This is a genomic window from Corynebacterium glucuronolyticum DSM 44120 (assembly GCF_030440595.1).
Taxonomy (GTDB): Bacteria; Actinomycetota; Actinomycetes; order Mycobacteriales; family Mycobacteriaceae; genus Corynebacterium; species Corynebacterium glucuronolyticum.
The window spans coordinates 2,485,877-2,510,547 of record NZ_CP047452.1 but is presented as its reverse complement, the minus strand read 5'-3'; the positions used below and the strand labels follow the sequence as shown (position 1 = coordinate 2,510,547).

General features: G+C 59.2%; 17 protein-coding genes. 12 read left to right on the top strand and 5 right to left on the bottom strand.

Features of this window, described 5'->3' with window-relative positions; genetic code table 11:
• Nucleotides 1–200: 200 nt before the first annotated feature.
• From CGLUCO_RS11425 to CGLUCO_RS11410, 4 genes are all read left to right on the top strand, one after another.
• Nucleotides 201–848 carry a hypothetical protein gene (locus CGLUCO_RS11425; protein ID WP_232621966.1) on the top strand — a complete coding sequence of 216 codons (648 nt, stop codon included), beginning with the start codon at nt 201–203 and terminating at the stop codon, nt 846–848.
• The gene (locus CGLUCO_RS11420) at nt 849–2,336 is read left to right on the top strand and encodes a Rib/alpha-like domain-containing protein (RefSeq protein ID WP_232621967.1); all 1,488 of its coding nucleotides are present in this window, start codon (nt 849–851) and stop codon (nt 2,334–2,336) included.
• Between the two features lie 10 nt (nt 2,337–2,346).
• On the top strand, nt 2,347–3,420 hold the full coding sequence (locus CGLUCO_RS11415; RefSeq protein WP_232621968.1) for a thrombospondin type 3 repeat-containing protein: 1,074 nt from the start codon (nt 2,347–2,349) through the stop codon (nt 3,418–3,420).
• A gap of 491 nt (nt 3,421–3,911) precedes the next feature.
• A complete protein-coding gene (locus CGLUCO_RS11410) occupies nt 3,912–7,349 on the top strand; it encodes a Rib/alpha-like domain-containing protein (RefSeq protein ID WP_198481469.1) in 3,438 nt (1,145 codons plus the stop codon).
• 103 nt (nt 7,350–7,452) lie between these two features.
• On the opposite strand, the gene CGLUCO_RS11405 is transcribed toward CGLUCO_RS11410, so the two are convergent.
• From CGLUCO_RS11405 to CGLUCO_RS11395, 3 genes are read right to left on the bottom strand one after another with little or no spacing between them, the layout of a single operon-like run.
• A complete protein-coding gene (locus CGLUCO_RS11405; protein WP_005388546.1) occupies nt 7,453–9,765 on the bottom strand; it encodes a serine/threonine protein kinase in 2,313 nt (770 codons plus the stop codon).
• A 1-nt stretch (nt 9,766) separates the two neighbouring features.
• Complete coding sequence (locus tag CGLUCO_RS11400) at nt 9,767–10,777, bottom strand: glutamate ABC transporter substrate-binding protein (protein WP_084036488.1); 1,011 nt, start codon at nt 10,775–10,777, stop codon at nt 9,767–9,769.
• Nucleotides 10,774–12,141: a GlnX family signal transduction membrane protein gene (locus CGLUCO_RS11395; RefSeq protein WP_084036489.1), complete on the bottom strand. Its 1,368-nt coding sequence runs from the start codon at nt 12,139–12,141 to the stop codon at nt 10,774–10,776. Before CGLUCO_RS11395 ends, CGLUCO_RS11400 begins: the two co-directional genes overlap by 4 nt.
• Nucleotides 12,142–12,635: 494 nt before the next feature.
• On the opposite strand from CGLUCO_RS11395, the gene CGLUCO_RS11390 reads away from it, so the two are divergent.
• The 8 genes from CGLUCO_RS11390 (at nt 12,636) to CGLUCO_RS11355 (ending at nt 21,665) form a co-directional block, all read left to right on the top strand.
• The gene (locus CGLUCO_RS11390) at nt 12,636–13,097 is read left to right on the top strand and encodes an NUDIX domain-containing protein (protein WP_084036490.1); all 462 of its coding nucleotides are present in this window, start codon (nt 12,636–12,638) and stop codon (nt 13,095–13,097) included.
• Nucleotides 13,098–13,115: 18 nt separating this feature from the next.
• Entirely contained in the window at nt 13,116–14,087 is a 972-nt protein-coding gene (locus CGLUCO_RS11385; RefSeq protein ID WP_198481470.1) for an ABC transporter ATP-binding protein, read from the top strand.
• 5 nt (nt 14,088–14,092) lie between these two features.
• Nucleotides 14,093–14,869 (top strand): ABC transporter permease, encoded by a 777-nt coding sequence (locus CGLUCO_RS11380; RefSeq protein ID WP_005393553.1) that lies wholly within the window; start codon nt 14,093–14,095, stop codon nt 14,867–14,869.
• 159 nt (nt 14,870–15,028) lie between these two features.
• A complete protein-coding gene (locus CGLUCO_RS11375) occupies nt 15,029–15,469 on the top strand; it encodes an Lrp/AsnC family transcriptional regulator (protein ID WP_005388556.1) in 441 nt (146 codons plus the stop codon).
• A 127-nt stretch (nt 15,470–15,596) separates the two neighbouring features.
• Nucleotides 15,597–16,967, top strand: coding sequence for an aspartate aminotransferase family protein (locus CGLUCO_RS11370; protein WP_232621969.1), 1,371 nt, complete (start codon nt 15,597–15,599; stop codon nt 16,965–16,967).
• Between the two features lie 592 nt (nt 16,968–17,559).
• A complete protein-coding gene (locus tag CGLUCO_RS11365) occupies nt 17,560–18,705 on the top strand; it encodes a class II histone deacetylase (protein WP_070741492.1) in 1,146 nt (381 codons plus the stop codon).
• A 2-nt stretch (nt 18,706–18,707) separates the two neighbouring features.
• Nucleotides 18,708–20,159 carry an APC family permease gene (locus CGLUCO_RS11360; protein ID WP_084036492.1) on the top strand — a complete coding sequence of 484 codons (1,452 nt, stop codon included), beginning with the start codon at nt 18,708–18,710 and terminating at the stop codon, nt 20,157–20,159.
• Nucleotides 20,160–20,357: 198 nt separating this feature from the next.
• Nucleotides 20,358–21,665, top strand: coding sequence for an aromatic amino acid transport family protein (locus CGLUCO_RS11355; protein ID WP_005393562.1), 1,308 nt, complete (start codon nt 20,358–20,360; stop codon nt 21,663–21,665).
• Here CGLUCO_RS11355 and CGLUCO_RS11350 read toward each other — a convergent pair.
• Together CGLUCO_RS11350 and CGLUCO_RS11345 are read right to left on the bottom strand one after the other, a co-directional pair.
• Nucleotides 21,646–23,160, bottom strand: coding sequence for a PucR family transcriptional regulator (locus tag CGLUCO_RS11350; RefSeq protein WP_231285998.1), 1,515 nt, complete (start codon nt 23,158–23,160; stop codon nt 21,646–21,648). The two genes, CGLUCO_RS11355 and CGLUCO_RS11350, sit on opposite strands and share 20 nt — an antisense overlap.
• Before the next feature lie 46 nt (nt 23,161–23,206).
• Entirely contained in the window at nt 23,207–24,661 is a 1,455-nt protein-coding gene (locus CGLUCO_RS11345; protein ID WP_070741498.1) for an NAD-dependent succinate-semialdehyde dehydrogenase, read from the bottom strand.
• Nucleotides 24,662–24,671 lie beyond the last annotated feature (10 nt).

The window sequence follows — 24,671 nt, the reverse complement described above, 5'->3', positions numbered from 1 at the left end:
TGTGTCGCCGCTGGAGCGCTATTGTGTGGAAAAGTAAATAATTTATTGAGTGGAAGACAGGCAAAAGGGTAAGAAAACCTTAGAAGCAAGTACATACAGATCAAGAGGGCTGGTAAAACGCACGTGAATCGCGGGTTGTCTTAACGGGCTCTTAGGGTTTGAAAAACTCCACAGATAAGTCATTTGAAAGAACCAGACTAATGGCTACCATCCGTACCTGTCACGGGCGTATTCGCCGTGGCATCTCCATCGCTGCGGCCGCATTTTCCCTCGCCGTCGTAGCCCCCACCATTCAGCCCCTCGTGGCACCCCAGTTTGCCGGCGTCGCCAACGCTGAAACTACCCTCACCTACGACGAGGCCGTGAAGATCAAGGACGAGGCTATCGAGGCAGACGGCATCGCCAGCGGCAAGATTACCAGCGCCGCCCAGTTTGGCTACGGGCTCAAGTACGCGGGCCAAATCAATGGCCACGTCTACGAGGCACACCCGAACGGCAACCCGGGCGCCACCTACGATAACGACAACATCCCGGCCACAGGCCAGACCGTGTACCTGCAGCTGCGGGAGAAGGATGCCAACGGAGAGCTCTCCGAGTCGCCGTGGTTCAAGGCTAAGACCCATGACCTCAAGGACGTTGTTGCTGGCAACGGCGGCAAGGGTACCTTCTCCTTCAATAACCCCGACGGCGGGCGACTGAGCTGGGTGGACAAACTCGGCGATAAGCACGAATACCGTGCCCACCGCGGCCAGTGGTACCGCCTGTGGATTGATAACTACACCAACCCGGCTACGGGTAACACCATGATCCCGATGCGTCAGGCTGGCGGCCTCACCGTGGGAGAGTGAGTGAAGTCGGGCGACCAGCTCCTCGGCTCGTTCCAGTACGCGGGCGTGTCCATGCAGAAGGTGGCCCTGTTCATGTACGAGGCCCCGCACGATAAGTTCGTGGCCAAGAACGTGTCCAAGAGCGCAGGCAAGGCGTTCAACCGCTCCCAGGCGCAAACGACCGGCGAGAACGATTTCATCGCCGGCCGCGTGTGGTTGGAAAACGGTGCGGGTTACCAGAACCTGTCTGCCGCCAACGGCCCTCGCTATGACGGCGTGACCAAGGGCGGCGAGGTGCTCGCCAACGGCTACAAGGTGTGGGCTACCACCCTCAACAGCGAGGGCTACACCCGCCTGTCGCAGCTCATGGAATCCGAGCCGAAGGAAACTCAGGTGGCTGCCACGCAGAAGATCCTTAAGGATCACCCCGAGTACCTGCAGCAGACGAAGGTTGCCACCGTCAACGCGGATGGCTTCTACACCCTCCGCTTTGATGAAGTCAACGGCCAGCGCCCGAACATGGAGCGCGTGTACATGTGGGTGACGGACCTGGATGGCAACATCGTTCCTGCCTGTTCCAACTTTGTTAAGGCGATTTTCGTTGCGCCGAACAACGTGGTCATCGGCTCGTGGCGCACCTCGTCCCTCGAGGCGCAGTGGCGCGATGAGCGCAAGGCCTGGGCTGCCATCGACTTCGCGGTTGCACCGCAGGACATCAAGAGCGAGCTTCCCGCGATGGACACCAAGGTAGGGGAGACCGAGGCGAATAGGCACGCGCCGGAATCCGCCCCGCAGACCGTCCGCGTGGGCGAGACCCCGGATGCAGCGAAGTCCCTCAAGGATGCTGCGTTCCTGCCCGAGGGCACTGCGGTCGCCTACGCCACCGATGTGGATACCTCCACTCCTGGTGCCAAAGAAGCCACCGTCGTGGTGACCTACCCTGATGGTTCCACCGACAGGGTTCCGGCCACGGTTACCGTTGCTGACAAGGATGCCGCTGCCTACGCGCCCGGGTACGCCCCGGCATCCGGCAAGGCCGGTCAGTCGGTTGAGGTTTCCCCGAACGGTGCCGAGGAGCTTCCGGAGGGAACCGTGTACTCCACCGATCAGTCCAAGGTTCCGGCCGGTTTTACCGTCGAGGTTGACCCCGTCACCGGTGTGGTCACCGTGACCCCGGGGCCGGATGTTGCGAACAACACGACGGTGGAGATTCCGGTCACCGTCACCTACCCGGACAAGTCCACTGATACCGCACCGCTGAAGTTCACCGTGGGCACGGACTCTGACAACGATGGTGTCACCGACGCCGACGAGGCTTCCGGTGCGCTCAACACCCACTTTGGTAACAAGCCCACCGACCCTGCGAAGGCTGACACTGACGGTGATGGGCTTACCGACGGTGAGGAGCTGGCCGGCAACGCCCAGGTTCCCTCCCTCACTGTGACTGATAAGGACGGCAACGTCAAGGTTGTCGCGGGCCCGTTCTTCACGGACCCGAACAAGGCTTGATAACCCATCCTTGACGTTCACCGTGGGCAAGGACACTGATAAGGACACTATCACCGACGCTGATGAGACCTCCGGTTCCAAGAACGATCACTTCAACAACGAGCCGACCAATCCGAACGAGGCTGATACCGATAAGGATCGCCTGACCGATGGTGAAAAGATCGACGGTAACCCGCAGGCTCCGGATATCGCCTACGTTGATAAGGACGGCAACAAAAAGGTCATCGAGGGCCCGTTCTACACCGATCCGAATAATGCCGACACCGATGGTGACGGCATCACCGATGGTGATGAAATTAAGAGCGGCACGGATCCGACCAACCCTGACACCGATGGTGATGGCACCAACGGTGGCAAGATCAATCCGAACCCGATTGCGGAAGGCAACCCGGCATGGGATGACACCACGGCTCCTGAGGGCGGTAAGTCCGATCCGGTCAAGAATGTCGGTGAAAAGGTTCCAGGGGGTGCCAAGTTCCACGTTGAGAAGAACGGCACGAAGGTTCCGGGCTTGGCGGGGGATGTTAAGGACTTCGCTACCAAGGACGGCAAGATTTACTTCGACCCGCCCACTGGCGATATCACCCTGGACACAAAGGAATACAAGTACGGTGACACCATCAAGGTGACGGTGACCGACAAGGACGGCAACAAGCTCGACGATGTCACGATCACGATCGGCATGTGCGACGATTACCTCGGCATCTGCATCGGTGCTTCCGTCGCCTCCGCCATCCCGTTGCTGCTCCTGCCCCCGGTTGCTCTCAGCCTGGCCGGCAACAACCCGCAGGTAAAGCAGATCGCCGACGGGTTTGCCAAGCAGGTTGAGGATATCAACACCGGTATCCAGAAGACTCTGGGTATTTACAACCCGGAGCTCGCTCTCGCCTTTAAGCAGAACGTTGCTCCGCACATGCAGAACCTGGCTCTGGCTGCAGCGTTCATCGCATCGCTTGGCCTGCTTGTCGGCGTTGCTGCAACGCAGTGCGCACCTGGTGGAGATCAGTTGAGCTCCAACCTGTCGAGCGACAAGGACATGACGAATACGACGAAAACTACGCCGAATGAGAATTCTGGTAAGTAGTACATCGAGTCGCTGGACTTGTTAACAACTAAATAGTGAGTGCCCCTTCCTCCTCAGAGGGGACGGGGCACTTCTTTTTGTGTGTTACCTCACTCGTGGTCACGCTAAGGGATCCTGATAGGAGCATGAGAAGGGCTACGGCTCCGGTCATCTCCAATGAAATCTTGCAGAGTAGGTACATCCCTGCATGGGGGTAGTCGAAGGATTTATATCAGAATGTAATTTAGGCCCATTACCTTATTATTGTGCATATAAACGTGCGTTATTCCCGCAGGGGGTTAAACAATTTTGAGACTTATTGAGGTGTGAATAAGTTACGGAAGGTTAACTTAAACATTAATGTATTTTGGTCTTTCGCTTAGGGGATTTTAAGATAGTAGCGGTTGCGAACTTTGTGTTCCGATTTTGGGACTCGAAGGTATGGTTTTGAATGTGAAAACTCAACCGTCGTAATGAACGAAAATCTCTTTCAAGCTGAGAGGACCAGTTACATGGCTATCCACATGAAGAACGGAAAGATCCGCCGTGGCGTTTCGCTCGCCGCTGCTGCTCTTTCCCTGGCGCTCGTTGCGCCGACTATCCAGCCCGTTGTTGCGCCGCAGTTCGCTGTGACTGCAGCTGCAGAAGAGGCTACCAATGCAAACCCTGACAAGAAGCACTTCTACGGCAGCGTAGACAAGCCGGGCCTGACGCAGCCGAAGCTGCAGGCCGATGGCTCCTACAATGTCGATGCGATTGCATCTGGCCAGATCGCTAAGGCTGTTGATCTCACCAGCGCTCAGACCGCCGGTAAGGACGTAGTTTCCGGCCGTGCACAAATTCTCACCCCTAAGGGTGGCGCCCTGTTGACGGCGAACTGGGGTGGATTCGATTCCATTCCAGCTGGCACCCCGGTTTACATGCAGTGGATGGATAGCGATGGAGCTGTTTCTCCCGTGTACTCCACCAAGACCTCCGATACCATTGCTGAGGAAAGCGATGGAAAGGCCGGTACCGTCGGTGGCAAGGGTACTTACGCGTTCGCTCTTCCCCGGTGGGTAGATGCCGCTGGCAAGACGCACCGTTTTAAGACTCAAGGAAAGCAGCGCTACCGCATTTGGGTCGAGCCGACCCAGAATCCTCAGACCGGTAACACCCTCGTTCCGTTGCGCACTGCTCCTGGCATGATTCCGTTCGCCTACGATCGTGGCAACGGTGGCGGCATCGGCGAGTTCCCAGGTGCTGTTGAGACCAACGGCAACATGGCTAAGACCGGCGTGTGGATGTTTGAGGTTCCCAACGCCGACGGCGTCAACTACATGAAGGCTAAGGGCGACAAGCTCGTCGAGGATCCGGCACACGGCGATTACAACGCGAATGTTCCCGGTTACATGACCCGTACTGTTTCCGGTAGCATGTGGCTGGAGACCGGTAACGAGCGTCAGCTGTTCACCGGTGCAACGAGCACTGCGAACCCGGCGGCTCAGGGTTACACTGTCTTCGCTTCCGCGTTGACCCCGGATGCCATCCAGAAGTACGAGCGCGACGTCCGCTCCCTCCCGGCTGAAAAGCAGGCCGCAGCCACCAAGAAGTTCCTTGCTGAGAATCCGGATGCCATCGCCGGCACCGTCTATGGCAAGACCGATAAGGACGGCCACTACAAGCTTCGCTTCTCCGACGAGATGTTCACTCACGAGAAGACCCTCGGAGCAGCTGACAACTTCCAGAAGTACCTGTACATGTGGGTTGAAGATCCGCAGGGCAACGTTGTTCCCTCGTACTCCACGTACCTGCAGCCGGTCTTCCAGCCGTACGATCAGGTTAACCAGTGGCGTCCTGCTCCGGCTAGCGCTATTAATAACGCCTGGTCTGCTTCTAACAACTCCCGCATGAGTCGTCTGTACAATGTCAACTTCGCTGGCGTTCCTTACAGCCAGGTCAAGCTGGACATCACCAACTTCGACGCGACGGATAAGCCCGCTGCTCCTGGCGATGTCGCTGAGGCCAAGCTCAACGGTGAGCTTCCCATCACCGGTGCCACCATGGAGTGGCGCGACGGCAGTGGCAAGGTTCTGAAGTCCTGCAAGATCACTTCCATCTCCAACCTCACCGATGGTGACAAGGACTGCTCCAAGTTCGAGGTTCCTGCCGATGCTAAGGACGGCGACTTCTTCTACGCTGTCGTGAACAACGGCGCAAACGACATTGCTTCTGACTCCTTCATCGTCACCTCCACCCCGAGGATTGCCGATGTAGCGGACCAGAACGGCACCGTTGACAAGGCCATCGACCCGGTCAAGGTCAACACCACCAACCTCCCTGAGGGCGGCAAGGTCGTTGCTGAGGGTCTGCCTGAGGGCCTCAAGCTCGTCGAGTCCAAGGATGAGAACGGCAAGCCCGTTTATACCATCGAGGGCACCCCGACCAAGGCTGGCAACTACGATGTCACGCTGAAGGCTGTGGACAAAGACGGCAACCCGATCACCGATAAGGACGGCAAGCCGGTCGAGCAGACCTTCAAGTACACCATTTCCGACAAGGAGACGGACGCTTCCAAGTACGATCCTCAGGGCAAGGATCAGACCGTCAACAAGGGTGACACCCCGAAGGCTGAGGACTCCATCGCTAACCTTAACGAGCTTCCCGAGGGCACCAAGACCGAGTTCAAGAAGCCGGTTGACACCACGACCGAGGGCGACAAGGATGCCACCGTCGTTGTGACCTACCCGGATGGCTCCAAGGATGAGGTTCCGGTTGTTGTTCACGTTGGCAAGGATTCCGACAAGGACGGCATCACCGACAAGGACGAAGAGAGCGGCGCAAAGAACCCGTTCAACAACGAGCCCACCGATCCGAACAAGGCCGACACCGATGGCGACGGTATCAAGGACGGCGACGAGGTTGACGGTTCCAAGAACGTTCACTTTGGCAACAAGGCAACCAACCCGAACAAGGCCGACACCGATAACGATGGCCTGACCGATGGCCAGGAAATCAACGGTAACCCGCAGGTTCCGTCCATCACCATCAAGGACAAGGACGGCAACACCAAGGTTATCTCCGGCCCGTTCTACACCGATCCGAACAAGGCTGACACCGATGGTGACGGCATCAACGACGGTGACGAGCTGAAGAACGGCACCGACCCGACCAACCCCGACACCGATGGTGACGGCGTGAACGATGGCGACGAGGTCAAGCAGGGCAAGAACCCCGCCGACGGCACCGACCAGGGCGATGTCAACCCCGGCCCGATCAGCAAGGATACCCCGAAGTGGGAAGACAGCAATGTTAAGGAGGGTGGCGAAGTCACCATCCCGAACACGGGTGGCAAGTACGACCCCAACGCCGGTTACACGACCGAGGTTGAACCCGCCGGTAATGGCGCAACCGCTGAGATCGATCCCAACACTGGCGATCTGAAGGTCAAGCCCGGTAACGCCAAGTACGGTGACACCATTACGGTTACCGTCAAGGACAAGAACGGCAAGGTTATTGACACCGTAAAGATCACCGTTGGTATGGATGACAAGCACCTCGGAGTGTGCGTTGGCGCTTCGGCTGCTTCCGCTGTGCCGCTGCTGCTCCTGCTCCCGGTCGCTCTCGGCCTGGTAGGAAACGTTCCTGAGGTTCGTGGCATCGCTGATGGCTTCGGCAAGCAGGTTGAGGACATCAACACGGGCATCCAGAAGACTCTGGGTATCTACAACCCCGAGCTTGCTGTTGCTTTCAAGAACAACGTTGCTCCGCACCTGCAGAACGCTGTCCTGGGCGCTGGCTTCCTGGCTGCTATCGGCCTCCTCGCTGGTGTCGCTGCTACGCAGTGTGCCCCCGGTGGCGATCAGCTGAGCTCCAACCTCTCCAGCGGTAAGGACGTGAAGGTTGAAGGTTCCTCCACTGAGGACACCACGACCACCACGACCACCCCTGCAGCTGCCGACGAGAAGTAAGCAGTTGATCTCCTAGGAGAATAAAGTCTGGTCCCCGAAAGACCCTCACCATTACGGTGGGGGTCTTTCTGTGTGTCCGGGGCGGATACGCGGAGGGTGCGCTTTAGAAAAGAGTGGAGGGACGCACTGCGTTGGCAAGGTCGACGAGGGCGTAGCGGTGCCGGGCAAAGGGGGCAGTGCGGGCAAGGGCCCGGAGGGTCTCAGAAAGTCCCTCACGGATACCGGTCTGGGTAAAGGAATACTCGAATAGGGGATTGGTGCTGGCTGCGGCGTCGAGGTTGTGGCTGCGCAGGAAGGAAAATGCTGCGGAAAGGACGGCGGCCTTCACCTGCAAAAGACGGGGCTCGTTCGTAGGGATCTCCTCCAACCGACGGGCGGCGCGACGGATACGGGACTCGCTCGGATCGTCGGAGATGAGCGTGACAATCGTTGTCAGTTTGCTCATGCGGTGGTGGCGGGAGCTGGCATTGAGCCGGTCCAGGACGTGGACGGCAAGCTCCACCTGATTCTCCACGACAAGCAGGCGCGACAGGCCGAAAGCACTCGACACAGTCGTAGGGTTGGTCATCCACACGAGGGCGTAGAGGCGCATGGCGTGGAAGCGGAGAGCCGCCGGGTCGATGGTGAGGTGGGACCACGTGTCGCTCATGATCTCCAGGTTGACGGCATCCATCTGCTGGTTGAGGATGGCGGTTGCACGAGACACCTGGTCTTCCAGGAGCGGAGTGCGGGCCATGCCCATGCGTTGCAGGAGTAGTTCGTCGGTGGCGGCGAGGGCGAGTTTCGGTGCGGCTTCACCGGGAAGGATGGCGAGGACGGTGTCGAAGTGGTGCTGGGCGGCCGGGAGGTCGTCGAGAAGCAAACTGGTGATGCCGGATAGCCAGGCGATTTTCCACGTGGTGCCGAGCTCCGATTCGAGGGCGGTGAGCCACGTCTGGGCCTCGGAGGTGAGCCCCATGTCCAGGAGGATACGGACGATGTTGTAGGGGATCTCGTGGGAGGAGCGGTACTCTTCCACCTGCAGGGCCTGCTGCATGGACTCGAGTTCCTCGCCCGGTTCCGCGTAGATGGCGGAGTTGATGATGGGGGCGCCGATGTCGGTGGCATCAATGTTGGGGATGGGCAGTGCCGAGACGATTTCCTGGGGTGTGAGGACGACGGTGCGGTTGATGCCGTCGATAAGCTGATCGGTGCGGAAGATCCGATGTTTGGTGCCGAAGGTGGCGCGCTGCGGGGAAAATAGGGAGTGCTGGGCCGGGAAGAAAGTGTGGTCGCGGACGGCGAGGATTTCCCGCAGCACCCCGTAGAGCTGGGTGGATAGTTCCTCCACGCTCGCCATTCGCTTGGCAGGGTCGGGGTTGGTGGCACGCAAGAGCAGGCGGTAGAGGGAAAGGTGGCGGCGAAACAGTGGCTCTACCTTGGGGGAGGGGATGCCCGGCAGGTAGCGGCCGTCCTCGCCCTTGGGCAAGTCGACGATAAGGCAGGCGAGCGTGCGGCCGATGGAGTAGATGTCGCTGGCTACACTCGGCCCCTCGGTGGGGACCTCGGGGGCGGCGAAGCCTTTGGTGCCATAGATGTATCCGTAGGCGCCGATGCCGGAGACGGCTCCCAGGTCAATGAGTTTGACCTGGTCCTCGGTGAGAATAATGTTCGACGGCTTGACGTCGTTGTAGACCACACCGCGCGAATGCAGGTAGCCGAGCGCGGGGAGGATCTCGAGGATGTAGCCGATGGCGAGGTCGGCGGGGTAGCGCCGGTTCTCGTAGGCTTTGCGCCGTTCCTTGAGGGAGGGGCCGCCGACGTACTCCATGACGATGAAGCCGTCTTCCACGCGCGGGTCGTCGACGAAGTTGTAAATGCGGACGATCTCGGGGTGGGTTATGTCGGCGAGGAATTCCCGCTCGGCGACGGCAGCGCCCTTGTCTTCGGCTTTCACGTCGCCGCGCATGCCTTTGAGCACGACCCAGCGACCGGAGACGTTACGATCCTGGGCGAGATAGATCCATCCGAGGCCGCCGTGAGCGAGGACGCCCTTGACGTCGTACTGGCCGGCCACGACATCGCCGGTGGACAGAGTCGGTGGTTCCACTCCGGTAAACGTGGTGGGATCAACGCACGCGGTGAGCGGGTCGGTGAGCGCGACGAACGGCAGCGTGACCATGCCGTCGGCGACGACGCGCCCGGCACGGTCATCGGTGCGCCGCTTCCGAAATTCCTCAAGTGCGATCTTCCGGTACTTCGCCGAGGGGTCGTTGGTGGTACCTGCCGAGGCCTGCAACGGCCCCATCGCCGATGTCGCCGGGTAGTCGGTGCCGGTGAGATTGTCGATGAGCGCCTGCAGCTCCGTTCCGCCGTACTCGTCCTCGTCGTCATCGTCGTCGAACGGGTTGAAGGCGACAGCTTCGGTCTCAGCCATGTCAGGACCTCCCTTGGCGGTGTTGTTGATCTTCCTGGTAGAGCGGGGTCGGCGGACCCTGGGTGGCGAGATATGGCCCGAACCACTCGGCGAACAGTGACCGCCACGTGCCGTCGGCAATGATGCGCTCAATCGTCTTGTTCACCTGCCGGGTGAGGTTATCGTTGCCCTGCTTGATGCCGATTCCGTAGTAGTCACGCTCCTCCGAGATGACAGTCATGGAGGTGTAGGCATCCTGCGCCGCCATCCCGGCGAGGAGCGCAGTATCACTGAACACGGCATCTACCTGCTGTTGCTGCAGCGCCATGAGGCAGTCCGACCAACTCAGCGTGGTGATGAGGGTAGCGCCCGGGGCGATGCGGGCGACGCGGTACTGGTTAATAGACCCCTGTGCCACGCACACCGTCGCCTTGTTCAGATCGTCGACGGTGGTGACGGAGGAATCCTTGTCCGTGAGGAAGCCCGCAGAGGTGGAGAAATACGGTGCGGAGAAGTCGACGTTATCGGCGCGTCCCTTGGTCATCGTCATTGCGCGGATGACCACATCGACGCGTTCGGTGGGAGGGGCGGATAGCGCCTGCTCCCGGTTAGCGGCATCGACGTAGCGGAAGGCCACCTTGGACGGGTCGCCGAAGATGTCGCGGGCGATCTCGTGGGCGAGGTCGATCTCAAAGCCGATGAGTTCGCCGGTGGCGAGGTCGCGGTAGCTCATGAGGTTTTGGGATTGCTCCACACCGACGATGATGTAGCCCCGCTTGTAGATGTCGGGAATGAGCTCCGACGCCGGCGTGGACACAGGCTTGAGGCTCGGCTCCAGCAGGCCCGAGTCGGTGTCCACGGTATCGACCTCGGAGGCGGGGATTGAACTTGCTCCCTGTGGCAGAGCATCGTGCTGGGTGAGTGCGGGTTCGGTGAACAAGGCGTCGGCGGGCGGGGCCGGCGTAACCGAGCTGCAGCCGGAGGCGACCATGGCGACGAGGCCAGCCAGGGTTGTGAGGGTGGCGCGACTCATAAGTACTCCTGCAATCTTGGTCGGATCCCCAGCCAGATGGCGAGGAGAGCGAGAACGCTGAGGGTGAGTACGCCCACTCCCGTCCCCGTCGTGGACCGCAAGCCCTGCGTAATGTAGGAGCGAGTGCCTGCGCGGGAAGCGTCGATAAGCGTGGTCAGGGCGGCATCGAGGCCCGTGAAGGCCTCCCCGGTCGAGTTCCCCGGCGCCAAAGCGAGCCTTGTCGACGCCTCGTAGTCGCCCTTTTCCAGAGCCTCAACGAAGTCCGCGTGGACGCTCTCCCAGTAGTACAGGGCAGCCCGCGCCGTCGCCACATCCTCCTGCGAGGTCGGGTTTAATGCCGAGTGGTCAAACTGCTTGATCGCATCCTCTACCTGCACTGTTGCGTCATCGAAGCTCACCTGCGACTCGTTGAACGCCCCGCGACGGACGAGCGCCAGCGTCTCGGCCGTGCGGGCCTGCTGGGCGACGATCCGGGCATCGGTGAGCGCGGTATAAGGGGTCGCTGCCTCGTGCGTGCCGACGCTCGCCGCGTGGTAAGCCACGGCATTGCTGCCACTGAGCCACACGAGCGCGATGGCGACGAGAAGGTTCGCAGCAAGGAACCCGATATTCAGCCGCCGCCGCGTCCGTCTCGCCAGCCACAGCTGGGCCAGAACGAGAAGAACGAAGGCGAGCGCAAGCAGCCCCACCGACCACCATTGTGGCATCGTCAGATTCCGGAGCTGGGCCTGCACCCGGTCGGAAGAGGAGCGGAACACCTCACCGGCGGCGGGCAGCAGCTGCTCGCGCATGAGAGCGTTGGCCTCGGCCATGTAGGCGGAGCCGATAGGATTGCCCGCCCGCACGTTCATCCGTGCCGCCATGACGAGCCCCGCGTACGTAGGCAAATTCTGGTTCGCCCTGGCGACGGCCATGAGCTCATCCGCACCGCTGGCGTTGGCGGCGGTCTCGTTGCCGGCGAGCGCCGCCCGGTTGAGCGGTTCGAGGTAGGCAGTCTGCTCCTGCCTCGAATTGCTGCCGAACTCCGCCAGCCCCGTGACGGCGAGGGTGTCCGTCAGGGCCAGGGATGTGTACAGGTTGTGCGCGGCGTAGCTTGCCGGCTCCATCGTCTGCGACAGTTCCTGATACGAGGTTCGCCGGGCATCGGTGGAGGTCAGCGTGACGATTCCGGCGGCGAGGAGGGTGACCGAGATGATGAGGGTCATTGCTGCCATGATGCCGGGGGTTGTGCGGACGAAGTCGCCGGCACCGCGGAGCCACTGGATCGGCTGGCCAATCCACTCCTTGATTTTGTCGCGCCTGCGCACGGCCAGTGTGCGGGGCACATCTAGCCAGCTGTCGTCGGCTCCCACAATCCTCGCCATTCTCCACAGTCTAATAGGTTGCATTGGCGGCCGAAAGAAGTTGCGCAGTATTGCGTGCACCAGCGGTTGGATCTCCCGCTCCCCAGACCCCTTAACTCGCGAATTAGCTTGATTTTGAGGGGAATTGTGGGGTTAGCGATCCTGAGGCGGTGCCGGGTTGCGGGTGGCGGCGGGTGCCGGGTGTGCCAGGTCCTTTAACTCGCGAATTAGCTTGATTTTGAGGGGATTTATGGAGTTAGCGATCCCGGGTCGGTGCTGAGGCGATCCCGGCGCGATGCCGGGATGCGGTGTGGTGGCGGGTGCCGGGTGTGCCAGGTCCCTTAACTCGCGAATTAGCTTGATTTTGAGGGGAATTGTGGAGTTAGCGTTCCCGAGAATCACGCACAGCCACCAAACGCCAAAGCAAATCCCCCACAGCCACCAAGGCCAAAGCAAGCCACCAAGCGCCAAGCAAACCCCAAAGCAGCCACCCGGAAAAAGGTAGGCTGAGGGCTATGCGTGGTGATGGCAACGGTTTCGTGGATGGTTCGGATGGCGTGCGCCGTTGGGGGCGGTTCGGATCTGCGGGGTTATTCCTGGTGTCTGGCGCGGATACGGTGCTCCTGCAGCACCGGGCGCTGTGGACCAACATGGGTGGGACGTGGGCGTTGCCCGGGGGCGCGCGGGATTCACACGAGAGCGCGCGCGAGGCGGCGCTGCGCGAGGCGGAGGAAGAAACGGGGATGGACGTGGGTCTCGTTCACGTGATTGAGGAGCTGGTGACCACGCGCGTGGATGGGTGGACGTACACCACCGTCGTCGCGCGGTGTGCGGAGGAGCTGCCGGTGACGCCGAATGCGGAGAGCTTGGAGCTGCGGTGGGTGCATGTGAATAGCCTGTCAAAACTTCCGTTATTGTCCCCATTTGCTAACAGTCTGCCTAAACTCACACAATTGGTTATGCGCAAAAGTAGCTAACGTGTAAAAATGGTGGTCATGATCGAAGTCAACGGATTGACAAAAGTCTACGGGTCCACCGTTGCCGTCGATGACCTAACTTTTACTGTTAAGCCCGGAGTCGTGACTGGCTTTCTTGGGCCGAACGGTGCGGGGAAATCGACAACAATGCGCATGATCCTGGGACTTGACAAGCCCACCAACGGTTACGCCACTATCAATGGCCAGCCGTACTACAAGTTGAAGAATCCCCTTCGCACGGTGGGTGCCCTCCTCGATGCCAAGGCTGTGCACCGCAAGCGCTCAGCATACGCACACCTCTCCTGGATCGCGGATTCTAATGGTATTCCTCGTTCCCGCGTCAATGAGGTGCTTGACTTGGTGGGGCTTTCCGAAGTTGCCAAGCGCCCGGCCGGCAAGTTCTCGCTCGGCATGGGGCAACGTCTGGGGCTCGCCGCCGCAATGCTCGGCGACCCTGAGGTTTTGCTTTTCGACGAGCCGGTCAACGGCCTTGATCCCGAAGGCATCCGGTGGGTCCGTGGCTTCCTCCGCAACCTTGCGGCCGAGGGGCGCACGGTTCTGGTGAGCTCTCACTTGCTCAGCGAGATGTCGCAGACCGCCGACCGCCTCGTCGTTATCGGCCAGGGCAAGCTTGTTGCAGACACGACCACCCATGAGTTCCTCAAGCGTTCCTCCAAGGTCTCCGTCCGCGTGCGTTCCCCACGCCTGGAGGAGTTCCGCAGTGCCTTGGCGCTGAAGTCGATCCCGTTTACCGACGGCACCGACGAGGATGAGCGTCCGTACGTCCTCGTGAAGGACAAGAACTCCGACGAGGTTGGCGAGGTTGCCTTCGCCGCCGGCGTTCCGTTGGGCGAGCTCACGGAGGTCCACGATTCGCTTGAGGACGTCTTCATGCAGGCCACCTCCGACTCCGTGCAGTACCACGGCGAGGCTTCAGCGGCAGCGAAACCGAAGCCGTCGCAGCACGCGTTGAATGAGAAGGAGCAGTAGAGACCATGTTCGCGCAAACACTGAAATCCGAATGGACGAAGCTCTGGTCGGTGAACTCCATCTTCTGGACAACCGGCGTCTACCTCGTTCTCTGTGTCGGCTTCTCGGCTCTGACCGCCCTGCTCGTGCGGATGGATCCCAACCAGGCCTTGAGTTTTTCCGTTGACAACCTCCTCGTCCTCGTCGGCCAGGCAGGCTTCCTCGTGCTCGCCATCCAGGCCGTGCTCGTGGTGACCAACGAATACAGCAACAATTACCAGTCCGCCACCTTCCTGGCCACCCCGAACCGGCCGCTGGTGGCGCTGGCTAAGTGGCTCATCTACGCCGTGTTCGCGGCGCTGCTCACCTTCATCACCGTGCTGCTGTGCCTGTACATGGCCAAGTTCATCGTCGGTGGCGCCATCGGCGAGTCCCTCGACGTGTGGGGCGACGAGCGCTCCCAGCGCTTCATGTGGCTCTACCCGTTCCAGGCCATCGTGTACGTCACCGTCGGCCAGGCGCTGGGGTGGCTCACTCGCAGCACCGCAGGCTCCATCGCCATCGTGCTGCTCGCCTCTATGATCGAGGGGCTGCTCGGCCTGCTGCCCAAGATCGGCGAGCACATCTTCTACCTCATGCCGTTCACCAACTTCAACGCCTTCATGAGCAAGCACGACGTGACGCACATGATGACGGGCAAGACGGCGCCGTGGGGCTGGGAGGGTTCCCTGTGGTACTTCCTCGCGCTGCTCGCGGTACTGGTCATCTGCTCGATGATCTCGCTGCAAAAACGGGACGTGTAGAGCCCGTGTAGAACCACTGTGTGGATAGGTTAACCGCAACGCCTGGTGCGTTGCGGTTTTTTAGATCGGGAGACATAGCCGGGCTAGGTGTGGTCGATTGTGTGAGCTAATTTGCACATATGCCAAGGGCTAAGGGGAAAATTTAGATACGATGCTTGCATGGACAGTGTGAACCGGAAAATCATCGAGATGCTGCAAAACGATGGCCGGGTGCCGTATTCGGATATAGCCGCGTATGTCAACCTCAGTGAGGCGGCGGTGCGAAAACGCGTGAAAAAGCTCGAAAGCGAAGGGGTCATTGATATTGTCGCGGTCACCGACCCCAAGCAGATGGGGTTTCCTAGGCAGGCATTGGTTGGTATCACCGTGGATGGCGACGTGGAACCGGTGCTTGCCCACCTGCGGGAGCTGGAGGAGGTCACCTACCTTGTCGTGACCACGGGGCGCTATGACATCCTTGCTGAGATCGTCGCCAGGTCAGACGCTCACCTTAAAGAAGCCATATATAAGAAGGTTCGCGCCACCGATGGGGTGCGAAGCACGGAGACCTTTCAGTACCTGGAGATAAATAAACAAATTTACAATTGGGGCGTTATCTAGCAGTTTTAGATACTTAAACGGTACTAAAAACTATAAAAAAGTACGGAAACCGTTCCGTTTGGCGGAAAATTTCGCTAGGCTCGTTGGGGTACACACTCTCGTAATCCATCCCAAGGAGGAGAAAACCGTGACCGTATCACTGGATGAATCCCGTATTGCTAATCTCATCGAGGAACAGGAGAAGATCCTCGATGCCAATACTCAAAAGTCAAAGCAGATGTTTGACGGCGCCGAGCACCTGTCCAATGGCGTTGCTTCCAGCTACCAATCCCGTGACCCGTGGCCCATCTACATCGACCGGGGTCACGGTGCCAAGATTTGGGATGTGGACGGCAACGAATATTGGGACTTTCACAATGGCTACGGGGCTATGGTGCAGGGCCACGGGCACCCGGAGATAGGCAAGGCTATCAATGAACGGTGGCCCAAGGGATCCCACTTTGGTTCCGCCACAGAAGATGACCTCATAGTCTCCACCCTCCTCGCCGAGAGGTTCGGCCTCCCCAAGTGGCGTTTCACCAACTCGGGTTCGGAGGCGACGATGGATGCCATCCGCATCGCCCGCGCATACACCAAGCGCGATACGGTGATGAAGATTTTCGGTTCCTACCACGGCCACCACGATACGGTCATGGTATCCATCGGCATGCCGTACGACAACATTGGCCCGCGCGATCACTACAACCAGCTCCCCTACGGTGGCGGCATCCCGCAGGCCACGGTGGATATGACAGTCCCCGTGCCGTTCAACGATGCCGAGGCGATGGAGAAGCGCATCATTGACCTGGATAAGGAAGGCTGCAAGCCTGCCTGTGTCATCATGGAGGCCGCCATGATGAATCTCGGTGTGGTTCTTCCGGAACCGGGCTACTTGGAGGCGGTTCGTGATATCACCAAGCGCCACGGTATCGTGCTCATCTTCGACGAGGTGAAAACCGGCCTGTGTATCGCAGCAGGTGGCGCGACGGAGAAATTCGGCGTCACCCCGGATCTTGTCACGCTTGCCAAGGCTCTCGGCGGCGGACTCCCAGCCGGCGGAATCGGCGGGTCCGAGGAGGTCATGCGCGTGGTGGAGGATCACACCGTGTACCAGGTAGGCACCTACTCCGGCAATCCGCTATCCATGGCAGCTGCTCGTGCGTCGCTGGAAAAGGTACTCACCCCGGATGCCTACAAGCATCTCGACCACCTCAATGACCGCATCCTCGCTGGCTGCGACGCCGTAATTAAGAAGTACGATATCGCCGCGTACACCGTGGGCATCGGCTCCAAGGGTTGTGTCACCTTCGCGCCGGAAAAGATCACGGATTACGAGTCCTACGCCCGGCTCCAGGCGGGTCCCATCACCGACCTTGCCTGGCTGTGGAACATGAACCACGGCATTTTCATGACCCCTGGCCGTGAGGAGGAATGGACCCTCTCCGTCACACACACCGACGAGGCTATCGATGCCTACGTTGATGCGTTCGATTCTCTCCTGGCTGAGGTAACAAAGTAGCCCGTCACTGCTTCATCACTCGTCCTTTCTTAAAGCCCCATCGGATTATTTCTACCGATGGGGCTTCTTTCTGTGCATGTTCGTTTAGATGAACTGGATCCCTCGCAAAAACTATTGATTATCGTCCAAAAAATCTCCGGTTTTGGGACGTCGTTTGGAGTCACGCTGGAACGTGCACTGTGCGCTGTCATTGTAACCGGAGGGAATGGGGGACGCGGGGGATCGACTGGGAAGTTGAAAACTTTTTGAGAAAATGAAAAATTCAAGTCAGCGAGACCCGCAATAGGCTCGATGTACTTTCTTCAACCTTGATTTAGACACCGTGGCGATGTGAAAAGTGACCCACTTCACGCATCATGGGGCTACCGCAGATGAAAACTCCCCGGCGCCATATGCGTCCGGGCCCGGTTAGGAGGAGGAGAATATACCTCACTCTTTGACGTTGGTGCGGTAGCGGATCGACCAACACGCTGACAGCTACAAGTGCTGTTACTTCCCAAGCGGATATTTAGGTCAAGAAATAGATCCCAGGAATATTTAGTCATGGCTTTCGCCCCACATCGGTGAATACCCCGGAAAGAAGGAGAGGGAAATGTCAGAGAAAGAAATACAAGTGGGCTATGTATGGGATACCCTCTACGGTTGGCATGACACGGGTACTGGCGGAGACATGCCATCCGATCCAGCCCGTGGACTCCAACCGGTGTACAGGCATTACTCTTCGCCGGAACCGAAGCGCAGGCTTAATGAGCTCATCCAGGTATCTAAGCTCAGCCGTGAAATCCAGCACATGCGGGCAATCCCCTGCACGCGAGAGGATATTCTTCGCGTTCACACGGAGGGTCATTGGAACCGTATGGTAGAACAGTCCGCATTGCCTAAGGGAGGGGACTGTGGTGACGGCGCCTCACCGTTAGGGCACAATGCTCTCGATATTGCGGTACTTTCGGCCGGTGGTGCGATGGTGGCTGTCGATGCCGTACTCGATGGCCAAGTGGACCGCGCCTACGCGCTTATTAATCCACCAGGTCATCATGCATGTAAAGACAAGGGAATGGGGTTTTGTATGTTCAATAACTCCTCCGTAGCAGTTGCGCATGCGTTAGAAAGAAATGACGTTTCAAAGGTCGCAATTGTGGATTGGGATGTCCATCACGGCAACGGCACCCAAGACATCTGGTGGGACAACAGCAACGTCCTCACCATATCTATTCACCAGGATCGGAACTATCCAGTGAATAGTGGTTTCGTTGATGAAATTGGAAGCGGGGCCGGTACCGGTTTCAACATCAATATCCCACTTCCCCCGGGAAGTGGAGATGCGGTGTACTGCCATGCCATTACTGACATTGTGGTGCCAGCATTGGAGGATTTCAGCCCCGACCTGATCGTGATTTCCAGCGGCTATGATGCAGCAATGATGGACCCATTGGGGCGGATGATGGTCACCGCTCAAGGATTCAATAATTTGACTCGGAAAATGGTGTCTGCTGCGGAGTTGCTGTGCGATGGAAAGTTAGTGTTCATTCAGGAAGGTGGCTACTGTCAGTATTACGTTCCTTTCTGTGGATTGGCAACGCTTGAGGCGTTAACTGAAAAAAATTCTGGATTTGCTGATGGCTATTCCTATATCGTGGAAGGACAGATAAGGTCCGAAGTAAACGAAGAGCAGAAAAAGTTTCTCACGGCAGCTCGTGATGCCTACATGAATTCACGTGACCAGCGAAAGGCTACGTAAACATGCGGACCCTGAAAACACACCACATCGTTTTCCTGGTCTGTGCTGCTGCCGCCCCACTTACCGTTGTTTCCGCTGGTGTTACTGCTGCGTATGCTGCCTCTGGCCTCGCGGGCGTTCCGCTCGGTTACCTCATCTGCGGCGGTCTGGTGGCGATGTTTGCCCTTGGGTTTTGTGCGATGGCAAAGGAAATCCCGAATACCGCTGCGTTCTTTTCATATGTTTCTGCGGGGCTAGGGGAAAGCCACGGTCTGGCGGCATCCTGGCTTGCCATTATCTCCTACTCCATGATGCAGACTGCACTTGTGTGTCTTCTGGGGTTCATGGCGGAAGACCTCTTACTGAGGGTCACCGGGCGTAGTGTTACCTGGGTTTTATTCTCCATAGTGGCGGTGATACTCGTTGGGACTCTGGGAGTAAGGTCCGCTGACCTCGCTTCTCGGATTATCGGATTTCTCCTTATACTCGAATTTTTAACGGTGTTGTTTTTCTGCATCGTCGTACTGATCAACAGGGGCCACGATCTCGCCGTGGGCACTTTTTCCCCGATGTCTCTTATCGGTGGCGGTACAGGGACGCTCCTTGCTTTCACCATTGCCGGATTTATGGGAATCGAAAGCAGCTCCATGTATGCAGAGGAAACTGAAGACCCGGGAAAGACGATTCCGCGGGCGACCTTGATTTCCATTGCGGTTATTTCGGTGTTTTATGGCTTCTCCTCGTGGGCAATTGCACAGAGCGTAGGGGAAGACAACGTGATTACCGCCGCTCAGGAGCAGGGTTCAACGCTATTTTTCACTTACCTCGGTAGTCATGGATTTACTGCGCTGGTACCGTTCCTACAGGCCTTGCTCGTCACCTCGTTGTTTGCAGCGGTGGTTTCCTTTCACAATTCCATCTCGCGGTACCTCATGGCCTTAGGGAGGGAGCATGTGTTGTGGAAGTCTCTGGGGCGTGTGACAGCTGATGGTGTGCCAAGGACGGCCTCAGTCTCTCAATCATGTTTAGCCATCGTGGTCGTGATAGCAATGTGGTTGACACAAAAGACTTTGTATATGGACGATTCGTTCCCTTCCGACATCGTGTTTTCGTGGGCGAGTAACGCCGGCGGATTCGGGTTGATCTTCCTATTTTTGGTAACAAGTATCTCGGTTCTGCGGTATTTCACGCGGAGGGAAAGAAAATATTCGTCTTTCATTACGACATATTCTCCGGTTGTTGCCATCGTTGGTTTCGGTGCGATGTTTGTCCTTGTCCTTCTCAATTTCAAAAATCTAATCGGTGATGCAGAGCTCTGGTACCTGGTGTTTGTTATCCCTGGTGTGATTTTGAGTTGTGGCATCGCAGGTTTTGCACGTGGGGAGTATTTGAGAAAGAAACGACCAGCCATTTATCAAAATATAGGCAGTGGGCATAGTCCAGAATTGCCTTGTGGCGAGAGCCTGGGTAAGTGAGGGGTCTGTTTCGGCTTCGCACGAAAAGACCAGCGAATGACGAACACATTGTTTGGGGAGTGAGCTGTGGATGAAGTGGGGACTCAGCAGGGACTTGGGACCTGCTGCAGTGGACGAGATGTCTAACAAGAAACTACGAAATGTACGTTACGGCCCTATGGTGCGGTGTTTTGTCCCCCTACGCTGGCAGTAATAAATATGACGCGCATCACAAGGAGGTCGGCTGTGGCGTTAGAAGTGGCGGGAACCACCCCGCGGGAACAGCAGGTGGAAATAGAACAGGTATATGAGCCCGGCGGGACCAGCAGCGCTCAGACCGCGCATGATGCGAGCATCCACCACAACTCGATCACGCCCCTGCAGGGCGTGGCGATAATCTTCGGTACCAACATTGGCGCGGGGATTTTGAGCCTGCCGTACGCGGCCAAGGACGGGGGCTTCGCGTCACTGGTGCTGGCCCTGGTTATTGCCGGAACGCTCACCACATTCTCCATGCTCTACGTGGCAGAGGTGGCGCTTCGAACCAATAAGCCGCTGCAGCTTTCGGGGCTGACGGAAAAGTACCTCGGGCAGGCTGGACGGTGGATAGTGTTCACCGCCGTCATCATCAACGGCGTAGGCGCACTCATCGCCTACGCCTCCGGATCCGGGTCACTTATCGCGAGCTTGACGGGGCTTCCAGAATCCGTGGGCACGGTGGTGTTCTTCGCGGCGGGCGCGGCAATTATGTGGCTGGGCCTCCAAGCCACCGGCGTGGTGGAGGGGGCCATCACCACCGCGATGGCGGTGATACTTGCAGTACTCATCGGGTGGACGCTTCTCGGTCCTGGCATCACCCTTGGTAACCTGTGGGTATTTCGTCCCGGGTTTATCATCCCCATCGTTAACCTCGCCGTGTTCACGTTTCTCGCGCAGTACGTGGTGCCGGAACTCGCCCGCGGGATGAAGGACCACCGCGCGGGGGCCATCCCCGTCACCATCGTTGTGGGCATGTGCATCACCGGGTTTACCCTCGCAGCCGTGCCGTTTGCCGCACTGGGCCTTTTGGGAACGCAGGTGACGGAGGTTATTACGCTTGCCTGGAGTGAGCGCTTGGGGCATGCGGCCTTTATCATGGCTAATATCTTTGCGCTGTGCGCGATGATGACATCGTTTATCGCCATCGGGTTTACCACCATGCGAAACGTGCTGGACATCTTCCACTGGCCGGAGGAGGGACTCTACCGGCATGTGGGGATCGCCATGACGGTGTTCCCGCCGCTTATCATCTTCTTCTGCGGGTTCCACGGTTTTGTCCAGGCGCTCACCTATACCGGTGGTTTCGCGGGCGCGATCATCTCCATCGTCCCCGTCATGCTCCTCACCGCTGCACGACGTTTCGGTGATGTCTCACCGGCGTGGGCGAACACGTGGCAGGCACATCCGCTTATCCGCGGCGCAATCATCGTAGTGTACGGGCTCGCGTTTGTGTACACGGCCCTGAGCATTACTGGAGTGGTGGGTTAAATTCCCGCATGCGGGTGGCAAAAACGAGGGTGAGCTCGGCGCGGGTGAGTGGGTGCGATAGGTCGGTAGACAAAAGCCCCTCCGCCTCGCCGATCCGGGCGCGCATGGTGTGTCGGTGAATGCCGAGGCGGTCGGCGGCGGCGCCGAGGTTACCGTTTTCAAAAAGAAAGGCCGCCACCGCTTCCTTGAGCTCGTCGGCCTTGGCGGAGTTCGCTAGTTTCTCCTCCACCTCCATGAATCGCCCCTGCGTGGCGGCGGTGACGGTGGGGGAGAAAAGCCATTGCGGTGCGTGTCCGCCCGGCTTGCCATAGCCGGCCGGGTTGGTGCGTGCCTCGGCGATGAGCTTGTCCACGCTGTGCCCCGTGAGCGCACCCAAAGGAATCGGTGCTCCTATTCCGAGTCTTACTTGGTCGTGCCACTTTTGAAAATTCTTCACAATCTCCGCCTCACTCGTGGATCCACGCACGAGGTACAGGGTGGTGTTGGGTGCCACTTCCGCCACAAAAAGCGTCCGGCCATCCTCCCACGCGCGCTGCAGCAGCGCCTGGCGGATGGCTCGCATCGTCTTCCTCGTCCGGGTGCACACCACCGCCGGACGCGTGAGCCCCCGCGAGTCCACTACCACACGGAACAGGTCATGCAGTGCAGATTCGTCGCCACTGCGACCGAGGTGGGCAAGGATGGCGGCTTCGTTGACGGCGGCGCGCTGCCCCGCGAGCTCCTGCGGGCGCCCCAATAAGAGATCGGCGAGCCCCGCGCTGTGCCTAATAACCACGCGATCGATGAACCCAAATTCTGCGCGGGAGGCGATGGCCATGGCGCGGTGAACCGTTCCCCGGGTGCGCATCTTGTGAAAGAGATAGTTTACGCCGTCGGCGGATACCGCCTTGCTCGTTCCCGAATAAAGCGACACGGCTGCGGTGATAAGGGTATCGTCGCCGTGGTGGGCGATGATGCGGTTATCGCTATCAATGAGGGCTGCCGTCACGTCTAATGATTGAGCAACCCCACGGACCAAGGCGACCGTATCGCCCGCATTGGCGGCGTCGTTAAGCCTGATGAGAGTGCGGAGAAGCTTCCGCTCGCGGGAAGCCGCGCGGGAGGTGCGCTCGGCTTGCACCGCGGCGAGGATGGAGGCAAAGGACACCTCGCGCGGGACCTCAAACAGCGCGAGGGGAAGGTCGGCCGTGGCCTTAATGAGCTCGTCCGGAATGTGGTCGAACGCGTAGCCCACACCCACACCGATGGCCACGGCGCCGGAGCGGGCCATAGCGCGCACAGCCTCAATGAAACCGGGGAGGTCGCCACGGAACGCGAGCCCCACCGTGAGCACGACGGCTCCGTTTTCAATGAAGGTCTCCGGGTGCGCGATCTCGGAGACCTGCACGCCCCAAAACTCCACCGGGCGGGATACCACCGGGGTGAGGCGAAGATCTGGCTGGCGCATGAGCCACGACAGATCCAGCGGCGTGTACGGGGTGGGAAAGTGCGACACGGTCGTCCTCCTTATTGGCTATTCTTCGGAGGATACTCGCGAGCAATTACTGGAGGGCGATGTAGCGTGTTTCCAGGTATTCCTCTATGCCCTCACTTCCCCCCTCGCGTCCAAAGCCAGACTGCTTGATGCCACCAAATGGCGCCGCCGGATCCGAGATGGCACCCCTATTGATGCCCACCATTCCGGCGTTGAGTGCGCTTGCCAGGTACTTCGCGGTGTGGATGTTCTCAGTAAATCCGTAGGCTGCGAGCCCAAAGGGGGTGTCATTGGCGGTGGCGACCGCCTGGTCGAGATTATGAAAGGAGGTAACCGTTGCCACCGGGCCAAATATCTCCTCGTGCATGATCCGGGAGGTGGGTGCAACGTTAGTGAGAACTGTCGCCGGGTAGAAGTAGCCGGCACCGGTCGGAGTTTCACCACCGATGAGGACGGTGGCTCCGCCAGAAACGGCATCCTTGACAAGTGTGGCCACGCGATCCCTCTGCTCGGCGGTAATGAGGGGACCAAGCGTGGTGGAATCATCAAGGCCGTGCCCGGCAACAAATTCACCCATCCGCGCGGTGAGGCGTTCGGTGAATTCCTTTGCTAGATCCTCGTGTACCAAGAACCTGTTGGCGGCGATGCACGCCTCGCCTCCATTGCGCATCTTGGCGGCAAGTGCTGCCTCGAGGACAAGATCAAGATCGGCATCCCCTGCAACTACAAACGGAGCGTTCCCACCGAGTTCCATAGACGTGCGCTGCAGGTTGTCGGCCGATTGCCGCACCAGGGTTTTCCCCACGGCGGTAGACCCGGTGAAGGTGACCTTTTTCAGCCTGGCGTCAGCCATGAGTTCGGCTGATAGATCTGCCGCGTGTGTGGTGGGGAGAATAGAGACAGTGCCGTCCGGAAAATCGAGGCGACGCAGCACATCGGTTAGGACCTTACCAAGAAGGAGGAGGGTAAGCGGAGTCTCCGCCGCAGGCTTAACCAGAATGGGGCAGCCGGCGGCAAGGGCGGGAGCGATCTTTCGCGTGGCCATGGCCAGCGGGAAGTTCCATGGCGTGATGGCGAGCACCGGGCCCACGGGGTGCTTCGTGGTGGCGATGGTTCCACCACCTGCCGGTGCGGGGGTCACGCGCCCGTTGATGCGGGCGGCTTCCTCAGAAAACCAGCGGAAGTACTCGTTGCCGTAGCTCACCTCACCGCGCGCCTCGGCCAGCGGTTTGCCCATCTCCACTGTCATGGTGGTGGCGAAATCCTCCGTGCGTTCTTTGACTGCCTCGAAGATTTCCCGCAGGGCTTGCGACCGCGCTCTGGCAGGCATGGCAGCAAGCGTTGGTGCGGCCGCGTGGGCGAGGTCGAGCGCCTCGTTCCAATCGGGGGAGGTTGCGTTGGCAACGTGTGCAACAACCTCCTCGGTGGCCGGATCAACTACGGGAAATTCGGTTCCGCCAGATGCAGGGCGTTCGGTGTAACCGATCCGAATCCCGGTGGGGATAGTGGCGCGCAGGCGCATTCGGTCTCCT

Bases quoted from the DNA above. Each gene is read 5' to 3' on its own strand.
- CGLUCO_RS11425 (WP_232621966.1), top strand. From the start codon at position 201: ATGGCTACCATCCGTACCTGTCACGGGCGTATTCGCCGTGGCATCTCC.
- CGLUCO_RS11410 (WP_198481469.1), top strand. From the start codon at position 3,912: ATGGCTATCCACATGAAGAACGGAAAGATCCGCCGTGGCGTTTCGCTC.
- CGLUCO_RS11405 (WP_005388546.1), bottom strand. From the start codon at position 9,765: ATGGCTGAGACCGAAGCTGTCGCCTTCAACCCGTTCGACGACGATGAC.
- CGLUCO_RS11400 (WP_084036488.1), bottom strand. From the start codon at position 10,777: ATGAGTCGCGCCACCCTCACAACCCTGGCTGGCCTCGTCGCCATGGTC.
- CGLUCO_RS11395 (WP_084036489.1), bottom strand. From the start codon at position 12,141: ATGGCGAGGATTGTGGGAGCCGACGACAGCTGGCTAGATGTGCCCCGC.
- CGLUCO_RS11390 (WP_084036490.1), top strand. From the start codon at position 12,636: ATGCGTGGTGATGGCAACGGTTTCGTGGATGGTTCGGATGGCGTGCGC.
- CGLUCO_RS11385 (WP_198481470.1), top strand. From the start codon at position 13,116: ATGATCGAAGTCAACGGATTGACAAAAGTCTACGGGTCCACCGTTGCC.
- CGLUCO_RS11380 (WP_005393553.1), top strand. From the start codon at position 14,093: ATGTTCGCGCAAACACTGAAATCCGAATGGACGAAGCTCTGGTCGGTG.
- CGLUCO_RS11375 (WP_005388556.1), top strand. From the start codon at position 15,029: ATGGACAGTGTGAACCGGAAAATCATCGAGATGCTGCAAAACGATGGC.
- CGLUCO_RS11365 (WP_070741492.1), top strand. From the start codon at position 17,560: ATGTCAGAGAAAGAAATACAAGTGGGCTATGTATGGGATACCCTCTAC.
- CGLUCO_RS11360 (WP_084036492.1), top strand. From the start codon at position 18,708: ATGCGGACCCTGAAAACACACCACATCGTTTTCCTGGTCTGTGCTGCT.
- CGLUCO_RS11355 (WP_005393562.1), top strand. From the start codon at position 20,358: ATGACGCGCATCACAAGGAGGTCGGCTGTGGCGTTAGAAGTGGCGGGA.
- CGLUCO_RS11345 (WP_070741498.1), bottom strand. From the start codon at position 24,661: ATGCGCCTGCGCGCCACTATCCCCACCGGGATTCGGATCGGTTACACC.